Here is a 16,058-nt window from a genome sequence, read left to right on the forward strand (position 1 = left end):
TCTAGTCAAGTCGTCAAGCAAGTTTCTTAAAATGTACACAGTATCAAGAGCTAATTTGAGAACAAGACTAACCCTGTCCACTGAGGTTTTTATGTTTTTAGAGATTTTTCTTATTTTTCTTATATAAAGGGATCAAGCGTAATCTTGGGCTTCTCCACGCTTCAAACATTCTGATAGTATTTAATCAGTATCCCTAGAATCAAAAAATCGGAAAATTTATCTCTAGTAGAGATATACTTTCCGATCATTTTTTATGTGATCCCGCTGGGATTCGAACCCAGGACCACTACATTAAAAGTGTAATGCTCTACCAGCTGAGCTACGGAATCAACTTTTAAGGTAAACGTTGTTGTTTTCTTTAAAGTGGTGCAAATATAGGGTTCTAATGCCTTTGCTGCAAATAAATATTAATTATTTGTGTTATTTTATTGATTTATAGTGTGATAATCGTTCTTTCAAAATTTTCACATTATGGAAATATATACAATCGTGATTTATTTCAATCAAGTTTATTTAACATCATAAATGAGCCTAATAAGTAGATAATATAAAATATACTATAAAATTTAAATAAATTGAGGACAAATATTTGTCTTTTTCAAAATTACGCAAACGTTTGATGTGTAAATTCATAAATATTTTTATTAGTTTGGTATTATCAATTAAAAACCACTCAAATTTTTTATGTCCATTCCCGTAAATCAAGCTATATCTAGAGGACCAAAGCCTTTAATTATTATTTGTGTGCTATTTTTTATCTTCGGATTTGTAACATGGGCAAATGGAACACTAATTCCATTCTTTAAATTGTCTTTTGGTTTATCAGATATTCAAGCATTTTTGGTCACATTTGCTTCATACATGGCATATTTTTTCTTGGCTTTACCATCTTCATGGATATTAAAACAGATTGGCTTTAAAAATGGAATTATATCAGGTTTAATCTTATTAGGTATTGGTTCTTTAGTATTTATCCCTGCGGCGCAAACTAGAACTTTCGGTTTATTTTTAACTGGTATTTTTGTACAAGGTGCAGCCTTAGCTTTACTTCAAACTGCTTCAAATCCATATTTAACCATCATTGGGCCAATTGAAAGCGCAGCTAAACGCATTAGTATTGCAGGTATTTGCAATAAATTTGCTGGTATTATTGTTCCATTTATTATGGGAACACTTTTTCTAAAAAACGCTTCAGTTATAGAAAAGAAAATAGAATTAGCAACCGGAATCGCCAAAGAACAATTATTAAATGATGTTTTAAGTCGTGTTAATATGCCATACATTGTACTTGCAATTGTCTTTTGCCTTTTTGCTTTGGTAATTAAATTTACGGATTTGCCTGAGGTAAATGTTGAAGAAGATGTTATAGATGATACCAAAGGTGAAGTAATTAAACATCAAAGCATATTTCAGTTTCCACATTTGTTTTTAGGTGCTCTATGCATTTTTGTTTATGTAGCTGCAGAAGTAATGGCAGGCGATATAATTGGCGTTTACGGTAAGGCTCTAGGTATTAACGCAGATATTAGTAAATACTTTACATCGTTAACTTTAGGCAGTATGTTGGTTGGTTATATCATTGGCATTATTGCAATACCAAAATACATTTCCCAGCAATTTGCCTTAAGAATTTGTGCTATATTAGGATTGATTTTTACTATAGTAGCTTATTTAACAACTGGATATACTTCAGTTATCTTTATTGCTTTGCTTGGTTTGGCCAATTCTTTAATGTGGCCTGCAATTTTTCCATTAGGGATTAGTCATTTAGGTAAATTTACAAAAACAGGTTCGGCAATTATGATTATGGGTATTTCTGGTGGTGCGCTTTGGCCGTTGCTTTATGCTTTCATAAAAGATCATTTGCACCTTGATTTTCAACTGGCTTATTTTGTTACCGTAATGCCATGCTATCTTTTTATCTTATATTTTGCCATAAAAGGACATAAGGTAGGCTTACACTTAAAGTAGTAGAACCTTTTACTATCCCGTAAATTTTTCTTTATTTTGATGCCATCTTGAGCAACACAACATTGCTCCTATATAACTCTGAATTTTAAACTTATGAATAAAGCTATTTTCTTGGATCGTGATGGCGTGTTAAACCACGAAATGAATGATTACATCTGTCGCGTTGAAGACTTCAAAATTCTTGACTACCAAATTCCTGTATTAAAAAAGTTTTATGATGAAGGGTACTTGCTTATTGTAATTACCAATCAAGGTGGCATTGCATTAAAAAGATATACCGAACAAGAATTGGCAATTATGCATCAAATGTTAAGAAATGCTTTTGTTGCAAAAGGTGCCGATATTGCAGGTTTTTATTATTGTCCTCACCATCCAACTGTTGGTGGAGAATGTAAATGTCGTAAACCTAAATCGGGTATGTTATTAGATGCAATTGATATGTATGAAATCGATCCGGCCTTATCTATAATGATTGGTGACAAACCCAGAGATGTTGAAGCTGCAAATGGGGCAGGGGTGAAAGGTGTGTTAATTGAGCCTGATGAACAAATCAACTACGAGAAAATTAAAGAAGCACTAGGAATGTAGGATGGAAGATGTGAAAGGCAGATGGTAGATGAAAAGATTTGAGCAATTTACCCATTTTCCATCTCCCATCTGCTATAAAACTCTATTTTCCTGCTGCTTTTGCGTGGTCAGCTAAGAAAGTTGCTAAACCACTATCAGTTAAAGGATGTTTCAATAAACCAGCAATTGCTGCAAGTGGAGCTGTAATTACATCAGCACCTAATTTAGCGCAATTGACAATATGTAATGGTCCGCGGATAGAAGCGGCTAAAATTTGAGTTTCGTAACCGTAATTATCAAAAATAGTTCTGATATCTTCAATCAATACCAAACCATCACTAGAAATATCATCTAAACGGCCTAAAAATGGAGAAACATAAGTTGCTCCAGCTTTTGCAGCCAATAAAGCTTGTCCGGCAGAGAAAATAAGTGTACAGTTCGTTTTGATTCCTTTTGATGAAAAATATTTTATAGCTTTTACACCATCTTTTATCATCGGAACTTTTACAACAATTTTAGGGTTTAATGCAGCTAATGCTTCACCTTCTTTAATGATTTCATCGTAAGTTGTAGAAATAACCTCAGCACTAACATTATCATCAACGATATCGCAAATTGCTTTGTAGTGGTTAATAACATTTTGTTCGCCGGTTATACCTTCTTTAGCCATAAGGCTTGGGTTGGTGGTTACGCCATCTAAAATGCCTAAATCTTGTGCTTCCTTGATTTGCTCAAGGTTTGCTGTGTCAATAAAAAATTTCATGTTTATAAATTCTTAAATGAGTAATCGAGTTTTATAGTTTAAACCCTGAAGAATTTAATTCCCCCTCCAGGGGATTAAAGAAAATAAAAAAAGGGCAAGCACCTTCTATCGCACCGCTACAACCTTCTACCCTTGCTTCGTTCCCGCCCTGGGGGAGTTCAAAGGGAGCTGGTCGTAAAAGACTTGCCCGGCACAAAGGTAGGAAAAGATGTTGCTTTGCAAAATGCATTTAATTAATTTTTTAAGTATTAAAGCTATATGGTTGATTAGTAATTTAATAAATTGTGTATTTATTATTAATACTGCGTCCAGAATCTTTTTTTATTTAAATAAGTAAGGTATAAAATTTGTATATGAATGATGTATTTATAAGTAAGAAAAGTAATAAATCGTTTTATTACTTAAATCAATGTGAAAATAAATATTTTTACACATCTTATCCATTACAAAATTTGTAATTATTTAAGCAGTATTTTATGATTATTTCATTCTATATTTTATTTTTTGCTTAAAAACTAAAATTCTTTCAAAAATTATAGCAAGTCTGTAATCTAAACTTCGTTTTTTGTATCTTAGTGTTTCCTATACACTAACAACTAACGAGCAAAGAATGGAACCAAACAGTGGATTGTACGATGCGCAATTTGAACACGATGCCTGCGGCATTGGGTTTGTTGCGCATGTGAAAGGGCGAAAATCGCATCAAATCATCTCTGATGCACTAACTATTTTAGAAAATTTAGATCATAGAGGCGCTTGTGGAGCTGAACCAAACACAGGAGATGGCGCTGGAATTATGATTCAAATTCCCCACGAATTTTTTTATGATGAATGTTTAAAAGCAGGCTTTAGTTTGCCTGCAACCAATAATTATGGCGTTGGTATGCTTTTCTTACCTAAAGATATTAGATCTAGAGAAGAATGCCGAGAACTTATTTATCGTGCTGCAGAAAAACTTGGTTTAGAGATTTTAGGTTTTAGAAAGGTTGACACCGATACAACAGATGTTGGTAATATGGCACTTTCTGTTGAACCGGAAATTGAACAGGTATTCATCGCCCGGCCTTATGCAGTGGCGCCAGGAGCCGATTTTGAACGAAAGCTCTACATTTTTAAAAATTACCTAATTAAGCTTATTGTTAATACAGTACATGGAGGGAAAGATTTTTATATCGTTTCGCTATCTGCCCAAACTATAATATATAAAGGTCAGTTAACATCGCTACAGGTTCGTACCTATTTTAAAGATTTAAGTGATAAACGAATGGTATCAGCTTTAGGCTTGGTGCATTCGCGTTTTGCTACAAATACCTTTCCATCATGGCGATTGGCTCAGCCTTTCCGTTTCATTGCGCACAATGGGGAAATTAATACTTTACAAGGTAATTTAAACTGGTTTAGAGCCGGTGTTAAATCGTTTGCATCAGCATATTTTACACCAGGGGAGTTGGATATGTTGCTTCCTGTAATAGATGAAACCAACTCTGATTCAGGCTGTCTAGATAACGTTATTGAATTATTACTGCATGCTGGTAGAACTTTACCTCATGTTTTAATGATGCTTGTTCCTGAAGCTTGGGATGGTAACGAAGACATGGATCCGGTTAAAAAGGCATTTTACGAATTCCATGCAACCTTAATGGAACCTTGGGATGGACCAGCAGCAATTGCTTTTACAGATGGAAAATTAATTGGTGCTACTTTAGATAGGAATGGTCTTCGTCCTTCGCGTTATGCAATTACATCTGATGACAGGGTTATTATGGCGTCAGAAGCAGGAGCCTTGGCAATTGATCAAAGTACTATTATAGAAAAAGGTCGTTTAACGCCTGGTAAAATGTTCGTTGTGGATATGGAGCAGGGTAGAATTATCAGCGATGAAGAAATTAAACAGCAGGTTTGTGGCAAAAGTCCTTATGCAGATTGGATAAATCAATATCAAATCAGATTAGAGGAATTGCCTGAACCTCGGGTAATGTTTACCGGACTTTCTGCAGAATCTATTTTTAAATATCAACAAGTATTCGGTTATAGCAGAGAAGACATTGATTTATTGCTAAAACCTATGGCTATTGAAGCTAAAGAGCCAATTGGTTCTATGGGTACAGATACGCCTTTGGCAATTTTATCAAAACGTCCTCAGCATTTATCGAATTATTTTAAGCAATTATTTGCTCAGGTTACCAATCCACCGATTGATCCAATCCGTGAGAAAGTGGTGATGAGTTTAGCAAGTTTTATGGGTAGCAACGGGAATCTTTTAGAAGAAAATCCTTTACAATCTCATTGTGTTGCTATCAAACATCCAATTTTAACCAATCAAGAATTAGAGAAATTAAGAAGTATTGATACAGGTGTTTTTCAGGCAAAAACATTACAAACCTATTTTAGAGCCGACGGAAAACCTGGTGCAATGGCAAAAGCTTTAGATCGTCTTTGCCGTTATGCAGTTGATGCTGTTGAAGATGGATTTCAGGTTATTGTATTAACAGATAGAGCAATTGATTCTGAACATGCCGCAATGCCTTCATTGTTAGCGGTTTCTGCAGTTCATCATCATTTAATTCGCAAAGGTTACCGTGGTGCGGTTGGTATAGTTGTGGAAGCTGGAGATGTTTGGGAAGTACACCACTTCGCTACTTTATTAGGCTTTGGAGTAACTGCAATAAATCCTTATCTGGCTTTAGAAACTATAAATGGTTTTGAGGAAGAATCTGGTTTATCGGCAGAGCAGTTAACTAAAAATTACATCTATGCGGTAAATAGCGGTTTGTTAAAAATCTTCTCTAAGATGGGGATTTCTACCTTACAATCTTATCAGGGCGCACAAATTTTTGAAATTTTAGGATTAAATAAACAAGTTGTAAATACATATTTTACGGGAGCGGTTTCCCGTATTGGTGGATTAGGATTGGATGAAATCGCTTATGAAACTTTGATCAAACATCGTCGTAGTTTCGGACCAATTACTCAAATAGAAAATCTTCTGCCAGCCGGTGGAACATATAAATTCCGTCGCCGTGGCGAAGCACATTTGTTTAATCCACAAACCATCCACTTGCTACAAAATGCTACACGTAAGAACGATTACAGCATTTTCAAGCAATATTCGAAACTGGTAAATGAGCAAACACAGCAGGCTTATACCATCCGTGGATTATTTGAATTTAATTATATCCGTCCTTCGGTACCATTAAGTGAAGTAGAATCTACAGAAGCAATCTTGAAAAGATTTGCAACAGGAGCAATGTCTTTCGGGTCAATCTCTCACGAAGCACACTCAACTTTAGCCATTGCCATGAATCGTATTGGTGGTAAAAGTAATACTGGTGAAGGTGGTGAGGATGAAATGAGATACACCAAATTGGCAAATGGCGATAGCATGCGGTCTGCAATTAAACAAGTTGCTTCGGCTCGTTTTGGTGTAACAAGTTATTATTTAACAAATGCCGATGAGTTGCAGATAAAAATGGCTCAGGGTGCAAAACCGGGCGAAGGGGGACAACTTCCAGGACATAAAGTTGATGACTGGATTGCAAAAGTTCGTCATTCCACTCCAGGTGTTGGTTTAATTTCTCCTCCACCGCATCACGATATTTATTCCATTGAAGATTTAGCACAGCTGATTTTCGATTTGAAAAATGCCAACCGTGCTGCTAGGATTAATGTAAAATTGGTTTCAAAAGCAGGTGTAGGAACCATCGCGGCAGGTGTAGCAAAAGCACATGCAGATGTAATTTTAGTTTCAGGCTTTGATGGTGGAACAGGTGCATCACCTCTAACATCTATCCAACACGCAGGTTTACCATGGGAATTAGGGTTGGCTGAGGCGCATCAAACTTTAGTTAAAAATAAACTTCGTAACCGTATCGTTTTACAAACAGATGGTCAGTTAAAAACAGGTAGAGACATTGCAATTGCAGCTTTACTTGGTGCTGAAGAATTTGGTGTTGCAACTGCAGCACTAGTAACAGCAGGCTGCATTATGATGCGCAAATGCCATTTAAATACTTGTCCGGTTGGTGTTGCCACACAAGACCCAGAATTAAGAAAACTATTTACTGGTGATGCAGATCATGTTGTAAATCTTTTCCATTTCTTAGCAGAAGAATTGCGTGAAATTATGGCTGAATTAGGTTTCAGAACCATACATGAAATGGTTGGGCAAGCTGATATTTTGAAAGTAAAAGATATATCTGATGAGGATTGGAAATTAAAACACGTTGATTTATCTGCAATTCTGTTTAAAGCTGAAGATAATGGTTTGCCATATTTTAATACAGAAAGTCAGGATCATGGTTTAGAACATGTTTTGGATCATAAACTTATAGAAGCTGCACAGCCTGCAATTTTAAATAACGAACCAGTATTTGCAAGCTTCGATGTTAAAAATACCGATAGAGCTTTGGGTACAATGTTATCTAATGAAATTTCTAAGGTGCATTTGGGAGCAGGTTTGCCGCCAGATACCATAAACTTTAAATTTGTCGGCTCTGCCGGACAAAGTTTTGGTGCATTTAACACTCGCGGTGTTACGTTATCTTTAGAGGGAGAAGCAAATGATTATGTAGGTAAAGGTTTATCAGGTGCCCGCTTGGCAATTTATCCTTTTGCTAACGCGACGTTTGTACCTGAGCAAAATATAATTATTGGCAATGTGGCACTTTATGGTGCAACTTCCGGAGAACTTTATGCTCGTGGAAAAGCAGGTGAGCGTTTTGCTGTTCGAAATTCTGGCGCAACCGCAGTGGTTGAAGGAGTAGGCGACCATGGCTGCGAATATATGACAGGTGGAGAGGTGTTAATTTTAGGAGATACGGGAAGTAATTTTGCAGCAGGTATGAGCGGAGGTATTGCTTGGATTTATGATGCAAACAGAACTTTTGCTAGAAAATGCAATAAAGAAATGGTTGATTTAGATCCGCTTCAAGTCGAAGATGAGGAAAGAATTTTAGCTTTACTTAAAACGCATATCCGATTGACGGATAGTAAAGTAGCTGAATTTATCTTAAGTGATTGGAAAACTCAATCCAATCATTTTGTTAAAGTATTCCCTAAAGAATACAAAGCGGTTTTAAGCAGAAAAGCATCACAAGTTAACACACACTAGGCCATGGGAAAAGTAACAGGATTTCAAGAATACGATAGAGTTGCGCCTACCAGAGAAGCGGCCGCAACACGAGTAAAGCATTATGGAGAATTTTTAAACGAACTTCCTCCGCAAGAATTAAACAGGCAAGCGGCAAGATGTATGGATTGCGGTGTGCCTTTTTGTCAATCTGGTTGCCCATTGGGTAATGTGATACCAGAATTTAATGAAGCAGTTTACCAGGCTAAATGGGAAATGGCTGCTAACATTTTACTTAGCACTAATAATTTTCCAGAATTTACTGGTAGAATTTGTCCGGCACCATGCGAATCTTCTTGTGTTTTAGGTATAAACCGACCACCGGTTTCCATAGAGGAAATTGAAAAGCACATTATAGAAATTGCTTTTGATAAAGGTTATATTAAAGCCAAAGCGCCACTAATTAGAACAGGTAAAAAAGTAGCGGTAATTGGTTCAGGTCCGGCAGGCTTAGCTGCTGCTGCTCAGCTAAATAAAGTAGGTCATGAGGTAACTGTTTTCGAACGTGATGATTCTCCAGGCGGTTTATTAAGGTATGGTATTCCAGATTTTAAACTGCAAAAAAATGTAATCGATCGTCGCATTGATTTAATGAAAGAAGAAGGAATTATCTTTAAATGCAACGCCAACGTTGGTGAAAATGTAGAGATAAGCACATTATTAAGGGATTTTAATGCAATCGTTTTAGCTGGCGGATCTACTATTCCAAGAGATTTACCAATCCCTGGTCGCGAGGCGAAAGGTGTGCATTACGCAATGGATTTTCTGAAACAGCAAAATAAAAGGGTTGCTGAAAGACAATTTGATGTTGAAGATATTTTTGCTACAGATAAAAATGTGATTGTGATTGGCGGTGGAGATACAGGTTCAGATTGTATCGGAACTTCAAATCGTCATGGTGCAAAATCAATAACTCAATTTGAGATTATGCCGATGCCGCCACAAAAGCGCAATGAACACATGCCTTGGCCAAATTATCCGATGTTGTTAAAACATACTTCATCGCATGAAGAAGGCGCACAAAGAGCATGGTCTGTAAACACTAAAAACTTCATTGCAGATGAATCTGGAAATCTAAAAGCACTTAAGGTTGTAGATGTAGAATGGGAAATTGATGCGAATGGCCGACCAGTTAGTTTTAAAGAAGTTGCAGGAACGGAGCGAGATTTGCCATGTGAATTGGTATTGTTAGCAATGGGTTTTTTACATCCCCAAAAAGAAGGATTAATAGAGAAATTAGGCGTAGAGTTGGATAATAGAGGAAATGTAAAAGCATCTGAGCATAATTATCAAACCAATATTGCTAAAATTTTTGCAGCTGGTGATGTTCGTCGCGGTCAATCTCTCGTAGTTTGGGCAATTTCTGAAGGAAGGGAAGCTGCACGAAAAGTTGATGAATATTTAATGGGAACAACTAAATTGGCATCAAGAGATGCTGTTGCTTATGCATAATTAAATATCACTAAATAATTCAAAAAAGGTCGCATCTTAAAAAAGTTGCGACCTTTTTTATTTAAACTTGTTGTATCATTTCTTAAAGCCTGTATAGAAATAAACCAACAGTATAAAAATTTGTTAAGGTAGAACTGATTTAGTTTAAACGATGCAAAAATTCTTACAGAAGTTATTAGGCAATTGGGTTATTAAAATGTCAAATCGGTTTGGCTCCAGACCCGATAGCAAACGCATTCACGAATCGCTGACAAAACTTTATGAAAACATTATTTCTAATCCGGGTAAAAGAGGCGAAATTTTTGAAATCAAATCAACCGATAAGTTTATTGTATTTTCTGATCAACATAAAGGTGCAAGAGATTTTGCTGATGACTTTGCTTTGGCCGAAAAGAACTATTTGGCCGCTCTCGAACATTACAACAATGAAGAATTTAACTACATTAATTTAGGTGATAGTGAAGAACTTTGGGAAAATCTATTAGAATCTGTTATCAAGAACAACAAGAAAACTTTCGAAGCTGAGCAATTATTTATTAGCAGAGGTGCATTTACGAAGATTTTTGGTAATCATGATTTGTATTGGGATAATGACCCGCTCTCCCAATTTAATTTGAAAAGAATTTACGGTAAGGTAATTCGTATATACGAGGGCGCTATTCTTCGTTTTATTAGCGAAGGCAAGTCTTTTGATGTATTTCTTACGCATGGCCACCAAGGCGATTTACAAAGTGATGGAAATTGGTTTAGCAAATGGTTTGTAAGTACAATTTGGGCACCGATGCAATCCTATTTAAAAATAAATCCAAATACGCCCGCTTATAGTAACCAGCTTAAAACTGTGCATAATGCATTGATGTACAGTTGGGTATCGGAGCAAAAGGATATGGCTTTAATCACGGGCCATACTCATCAGCCTGTATTTGCTTCGCTAACACATTTAGAGAGGCTGTATATCCGCCATAACAAGGCTCAAAAAGAAAATGATGAATCTGCTTTAAACAAAATAAATATAGAATTAAGCAAATTAGGTGCAAAAGGCGAACAGATGCCTCCTTTTAAGAATTATAAATCGGCATATTTTAACAGTGGTTGTTGCTGTTTTAGCGATGGCGATATCACTGGAATTGAAATAGAAAGTGGATTAATTAGATTAATAAAATGGTCGTATCAAAAAAAAGCAATTCCCGAACGATTTATTCTTGAAGAAATGAAGCTGGCTGAACTAATTGCACAGCAACCTTATGATATAATTTAAAGTTAAATTCACCTTTGTTTGAAAATAAAAATTGCATTTTCATTGCGGCTTAAATCGATAATATTGAGATGATAAACAATTAAATTTTATTAATATTACCGCTGAATATTGTTAACATTAATCAGTTAAAAATCATAACCTATTTAAATAATGAGATTATATATTGAACGTAAACCTGTAAAGGTTTACCCTGATACTAAGCGTGTTATAGCTCGTTTCTTTTTTAATGGAGATGAAAGAGCATTAGAGGTAATTAAGAAAGTGCTGCAATTTTCTGATGATAGAGTTTTTGCTTTAATCTCACCCATTTTACAGGAATATTCTAAACGACATAGAAATATTACAAAGATTTTAAACAGGCACTGCAAAAAATTAAAAAAACAGTTTGCCGCTTTAGGTACTGATTTTGAAGAATTAGATCCCTACATGCGGTTGCTGATTGGAGCTTATTTTACGCATGAGTACTCCATTGAATCTGCCGCATTCTTCAATCCAAGCATTATTGAAGATCCGGATCAAAAGGATTTGGTTGAGGGCGAAAAGCGTGTGATTATAAGTTTTAGAGCAGTTGGAGAAGGTCATATTTCTTCCATCGTATTTAGAAGAGCCTTAATTGATTCTAAGAATAATATCCAGGTTTTACCCGTTGGGAATTATGTTGATGAAGCAGAAGTGGTTAAAAATGCTATTTATGTTAAGAAAATGTTCTTAAAAAAGGCAGCTTACGCTCAAATAGACGCCTCTGTTTTAGATGAAATGGAAGATAAACTTGACGACAAATTTGAGTACACAAATTTGAGTAACATTATTAAAGATTCTAAAACACTACATAAAGACAATCCACAAAGGCAAGTAGAGTACGATAAAGTTCTTTGGTTATCAGATACTTATCACACCATAACTTTCTCTAAAGATACAGATATTTCAGACCGAGTAATTTTTCCCATTTCAGAATTTGAACGAAAAGGTATTGAAGATGCCCGCTTCGTTAAATTTAAAAAAGATGATGGTAAAATTGTTTATTATGCAACTTATACCGCATTTGATGGTTCTTTAATCATACCAAAGTTGGTACAAACCGAAGATTTTTATGAATTTAAAGTTATTCCACTTTATGGCGATGGCGCTCAGAATAAAAACTTAGCATTATTCCCTCGTAAAATTAATGGTAAATATGTTATGATGAGCCGCATAGACGGCTGGAACAATTACCTCATGTTTTCTGATAAAATTAACGTTTGGGAAAATCCTATTCTATTAAAACAACCTCGTTTTGATTGGGATTTGGTACAAATAGGAAATTGTGGCTCTCCAATTGAAACCGATAAAGGTTGGTTGGTAATGACACACGGCGTTGGACCAATGCGTAGATATTGCATTGGAGTAAGTTTGTTGGATTTGGAAGACCCTAGTAAAGAAATTGGACATTTAAAAGAACCGCTAATTATCCCGAATAATGATGAGCGTGAAGGTTATGTACCAAACGTAGTTTATTCTTGCGGCTCAATTATTAGCAATGGAGAACTTATCATTCCATATGGCTTATCTGATTATAGCTCATCATTTGCTACAGTAAATTTAGAATTGTTATTAAATCGCTTATTAGCAAACAACGAAGCATAGTTCATGAAAAAGGGTTGATTCGATAAAGATTCAACCCTTTTTAAAGCGTTTAAAGTTTAAGTAAATACTATGTTAAACTACTTTATCTGTTTCAACCAAAGGAGAAGATAAAGTTTCATATTCCATTTCTGCTGTTTTTAATACAGTTAAGTGCGATATAAAATATGCTAATGTACTTTCTGCACCTTGATTTCGGTTTACACTATTAAACTGCAAACCATCAGCACAACCATGTGTTTCAAAATCATATAATGGTATGTGCAAACTATTTTTTCCTAAAAACCATTCATAACTTATCTGCATTAAATTAAGATATTTATCATCTCTGGTTATTTCAAAGGTTTTGGAATATAACAACACCATTGCCATAGTTTCTAACGCCTGTTGATCATATATTGGGTTTTTATCATGTTTTTTCATCCAGCCTTCGTTTCCAACGGGATTTAAATAACCATTTTCGAAAGAGAAACTATTTAAAAATTCAACACTTTCTATTGCGATATTATACGATTCTTTATTACCCGTCACCTCATAATGGCTTAAGAGCGCTAACGGTAAAATCGCATTATCGTAAGTTAATATATCTTCAAACCAATGCCAATTACCATCTTTATTGTTTTGATAAGAATTAACAAGAGATTTTGATAATTGATTGATTTCTTTTACTAAAAGTTCATCCCCAGGATGTGCTTGTAAATAATAAGAAATTCCAATAATGGTATCTGCAATTGCTCTTAAATAGGTTAAGTTTTTAAAATGTTTAACCGAATTAGAGAACAGTTCCCTGCCAAATTCACGATAGGAGTTGTTAGGTGCGATGGCTATTAAATAACCCAGAGACCATATCGTACGACCGAAGGAATCCTCCGAACCAACCTCATCTAAATAATTTCTATTAAAACTTAAAAAATTCCTAAAATTACCATCGTCAGTTTGCATGTATTGAATAAAACTTAAATAGACCGGCATTAATTTTAATGCCTTTTGATTTTTGTTTTGGTCGTAGGCCAACAATGAAAGTATTAATGCTCTAGCATTATCATCAATACAATAACCTTCTTTTAGGTTTGGGATACCAAATTTTGCATGCTGTATAATACCGGTATCATCAGTTAATAACTCGATATGACTTAAATTTAACGCAGGCATGCTATCTAAATCAATGATAGGAGGTATCTTTCTTTGAGGTTTATCGCTATCCACTAAGGCTTCATTAAGTACTTTTAAATAAACATTGCCAATAGCAGGCCATCTCAATTTTAGCCCATAGTTATATGCATTTTGTCTTAATTTGTTGTATTTCTCATCATCACCCAATAGCTCATTTACAATATTTGCTAATTGATCATAATTTTTAAAATCAAAAAGTTTACCACGTCCATCGGCAAGCAATTCTTGTGCATGCCAGTAAGGTGTAGATACTACGGCCGCACCTGCTCCAATTGCGTATGATAATGTACCACTTGTAATTTGAGCCTCATTTAAATATGGAGTAATGTATAAATGGCATGCAGTTAAATACTGATGTAATTCTTCTTCTGAAACGAATTTATTAGCAAAAACAACATTGTTTTCGACACCTAATTCTTTTGCTAAGGCCTTTAAACTATCGCGATACTCTTCTCCATTATGCTTTACAACACCAGGATGAGTGTTTCCTAATATTACATATAATACTTCTGGATGATTTTCTACCACAGAAGGTAAAGCTTTAATAACAGTTTCTAAACCTTTATTCCTACTTATTAAACCAAAAGTAAATAACACTTTTCTGCCTTTAAACAGATCACTTTGTGCTACGTTATTATTTGTTATTGGCTCCAAATCTGGTACACCGTGCTCAATTAATTTAACTTTTGATGTAGGAATTTGGTAAATGCTATTTAAAAATAACACAGCTTTTTTGCTCATTACAACAATTCTAGAAGATTTTAAAGCTATCTCCTTAATAATGGTTTGTTGCATAAAATTCGGGTCTTTCAAAACCGTATGCAATATGGTTACAAAAGGTTTTTTCAATCGATTTAATAACGAAAGTAAAAACACTCCACTATTACCACCAAAAATTCCAAATTCATGTTCTATAATACAGGTATCGATATCGCTGTTGTTTATAAAATTAGCCGCTTCTACATAATCCTGTTGGCTTTGCTGACGAATCACAAACTTAACTTCATCTGGATAATTGTGCTCATTTAAATCATCAGATTCGTTCATGGCAACAACGAAACTATTTTTAGAATCGTAGGAAGCATTCATTCCTAAAGCATTAACTAAGTTGAAATTAAATGTTGCCAAACCGCATTCGCGTGGAGGATAGGTGGAAATATAGGCGATTTTCATAGGACTTATAGGGATTAGATATTTAAATAACATTTAATAGCCTAAATAGTTTGATATGGCGTTTGTTAAAGCATTATTATAGTCAAAACAATATTATTTAATGCCTTGTTTATAAGGAAGTTTTAAAAAAATACATATGAGATCGATTTGGAAAGGATCAATTGGCTTTGGTTTAGTAAATATTCCTGTAAAATTATTTTCTGGAGTTCAGAATAGTAATCTGGATTTAGACATGCTCGATGAGCGAGACCATGCCAAAATCAAATTTTTAAGAGTGAATGAAAATAGCCACAAAGAAGTTCCTTTTGATAAAATCGTAAAAGGTTTTTTTCTAAAAGATAAATATGTAATTCTAGATAAGCACGATTTTGAGGAGGCATCTCCAGAGAAAACTAAAATTATCGAACTAGAAAATTTTGTTGATATCAAAGATATTAACCCTGTATATTATGAAACATCATATTATACCGAACCAGAAAAACAAGGAAAAAAAGCATATGCTTTATTATTAAAAGCCTTAGAGAAATCGGCTAAGGCTGGTGTGGCAAGATTTGTACTGAGAAACACAGAAAATCTTTGTGTAATTCATCCTATGGAAGGCGTTATTGTGGTAACAAAAATTCGCTTTCAACAAGAGATTAGAAGTCTATCGGAAATTACAAAGGTAGATGATGTAACCATCTCGAAAAAAGAAATGGATGTTGGCTTAGCACTTATAAAACAGTACAGTTCAAAATTTGATTTAAGCGCTTTTAAGGATGAATACAGTAATGAACTCTTGAAAATTATTAAAGCAAAATCTAAAGGTAAGCGTGCTACTGTTAAGAAAATGAAACCTCAAAAAGCAACAAGCGATGATTTATACGATCAATTAATGCAAAGCTTAGGGTCAAAGAAAGGAGCCTAGTATTTTTATTCAAAATAAAAAGGGGAAGTGTATCACACTTCCCCTT

9 protein-coding genes, 1 tRNA gene and 1 other RNA gene are annotated in these 16,058 nt (G+C 34.8%); 7 read left to right on the forward strand and 4 right to left on the reverse strand.

From position 1 onward, the window contains the following. Positions 1–256: 256 nt before the first annotated feature. Positions 257–329: transfer RNA gene (locus ACFOWA_RS05215), tRNA-Lys, on the reverse strand. Positions 330–684: 355 nt separating this feature from the next. On the opposite strand from ACFOWA_RS05215, the gene ACFOWA_RS05220 reads away from it, so the two are divergent. Beyond that, complete coding sequence (locus tag ACFOWA_RS05220; RefSeq protein WP_378982465.1) at positions 685–1,971, forward strand: sugar MFS transporter; 1,287 nt, start codon at positions 685–687, stop codon at positions 1,969–1,971. A gap of 93 nt (positions 1,972–2,064) precedes the next feature. Beyond that, on the forward strand, positions 2,065–2,559 hold the full coding sequence (locus tag ACFOWA_RS05225; RefSeq protein ID WP_378982467.1) for a D-glycero-alpha-D-manno-heptose-1,7-bisphosphate 7-phosphatase: 495 nt from the start codon (positions 2,065–2,067) through the stop codon (positions 2,557–2,559). Between the two features lie 82 nt (positions 2,560–2,641). On the opposite strand, the gene fsa is transcribed toward ACFOWA_RS05225, so the two are convergent. Both fsa and ffs read right to left on the reverse strand, forming a co-directional pair. Beyond that, positions 2,642–3,301, reverse strand: coding sequence for a fructose-6-phosphate aldolase (gene fsa / locus ACFOWA_RS05230; RefSeq protein ID WP_378982469.1), 660 nt, complete (start codon positions 3,299–3,301; stop codon positions 2,642–2,644). 89 nt (positions 3,302–3,390) lie between these two features. Beyond that, positions 3,391–3,490: signal recognition particle sRNA small type (gene ffs, locus ACFOWA_RS05235), an RNA gene on the reverse strand. Positions 3,491–3,911: 421 nt separating this feature from the next. Between ffs and gltB the strand changes: the two genes are divergently transcribed. From gltB to ACFOWA_RS05255, 4 genes are all read left to right on the forward strand, one after another. Further along, on the forward strand, positions 3,912–8,411 hold the full coding sequence (gltB, locus tag ACFOWA_RS05240; RefSeq protein WP_378982471.1) for a glutamate synthase large subunit: 4,500 nt from the start codon (positions 3,912–3,914) through the stop codon (positions 8,409–8,411). Positions 8,412–8,414: 3 nt separating this feature from the next. Then, positions 8,415–9,881 carry a glutamate synthase subunit beta gene (locus tag ACFOWA_RS05245; protein WP_378982473.1) on the forward strand — a complete coding sequence of 489 codons (1,467 nt, stop codon included), beginning with the start codon at positions 8,415–8,417 and terminating at the stop codon, positions 9,879–9,881. Positions 9,882–10,032: 151 nt separating this feature from the next. Then, positions 10,033–11,139, forward strand: coding sequence for a metallophosphoesterase (locus ACFOWA_RS05250; protein ID WP_378982475.1), 1,107 nt, complete (start codon positions 10,033–10,035; stop codon positions 11,137–11,139). A gap of 150 nt (positions 11,140–11,289) precedes the next feature. Further along, entirely contained in the window at positions 11,290–12,762 is a 1,473-nt protein-coding gene (locus tag ACFOWA_RS05255) for a glycoside hydrolase family 130 protein (protein ID WP_378982477.1), read from the forward strand. 72 nt (positions 12,763–12,834) lie between these two features. Here the strand turns inward: ACFOWA_RS05255 and ACFOWA_RS05260 are convergent, their stop codons facing one another. Further along, positions 12,835–15,105: a glycosyltransferase gene (locus tag ACFOWA_RS05260; RefSeq protein ID WP_378982479.1), complete on the reverse strand. Its 2,271-nt coding sequence runs from the start codon at positions 15,103–15,105 to the stop codon at positions 12,835–12,837. A 136-nt stretch (positions 15,106–15,241) separates the two neighbouring features. On the opposite strand from ACFOWA_RS05260, the gene ku reads away from it, so the two are divergent. Further along, positions 15,242–16,012: a non-homologous end joining protein Ku gene (gene ku, locus ACFOWA_RS05265; protein WP_378982481.1), complete on the forward strand. Its 771-nt coding sequence runs from the start codon at positions 15,242–15,244 to the stop codon at positions 16,010–16,012. Positions 16,013–16,058 lie beyond the last annotated feature (46 nt).

It is taken from the genome of Pedobacter lithocola, from assembly GCF_042650845.1.
GTDB classification, from domain to species: Bacteria; Bacteroidota; Bacteroidia; order Sphingobacteriales; family Sphingobacteriaceae; genus Pedobacter; species Pedobacter lithocola.

What these genes read in the sequence shown, in the direction of transcription:
- ACFOWA_RS05220 (WP_378982465.1), top strand. Translation starts at nt 685, where the DNA reads ATGTCCATTCCCGTAAATCAAGCTATATCTAGAGGACCAAAGCCTTTA.
- ACFOWA_RS05225 (WP_378982467.1), top strand. Translation starts at nt 2,065, where the DNA reads ATGAATAAAGCTATTTTCTTGGATCGTGATGGCGTGTTAAACCACGAA.
- fsa (WP_378982469.1), bottom strand. Translation starts at nt 3,301, where the DNA reads ATGAAATTTTTTATTGACACAGCAAACCTTGAGCAAATCAAGGAAGCA.
- gltB (WP_378982471.1), top strand. Translation starts at nt 3,912, where the DNA reads ATGGAACCAAACAGTGGATTGTACGATGCGCAATTTGAACACGATGCC.
- ACFOWA_RS05245 (WP_378982473.1), top strand. Translation starts at nt 8,415, where the DNA reads ATGGGAAAAGTAACAGGATTTCAAGAATACGATAGAGTTGCGCCTACC.
- ACFOWA_RS05250 (WP_378982475.1), top strand. Translation starts at nt 10,033, where the DNA reads ATGCAAAAATTCTTACAGAAGTTATTAGGCAATTGGGTTATTAAAATG.
- ACFOWA_RS05255 (WP_378982477.1), top strand. Translation starts at nt 11,290, where the DNA reads ATGAGATTATATATTGAACGTAAACCTGTAAAGGTTTACCCTGATACT.
- ACFOWA_RS05260 (WP_378982479.1), bottom strand. Translation starts at nt 15,105, where the DNA reads ATGAAAATCGCCTATATTTCCACCTATCCTCCACGCGAATGCGGTTTG.
- ku (WP_378982481.1), top strand. Translation starts at nt 15,242, where the DNA reads ATGAGATCGATTTGGAAAGGATCAATTGGCTTTGGTTTAGTAAATATT.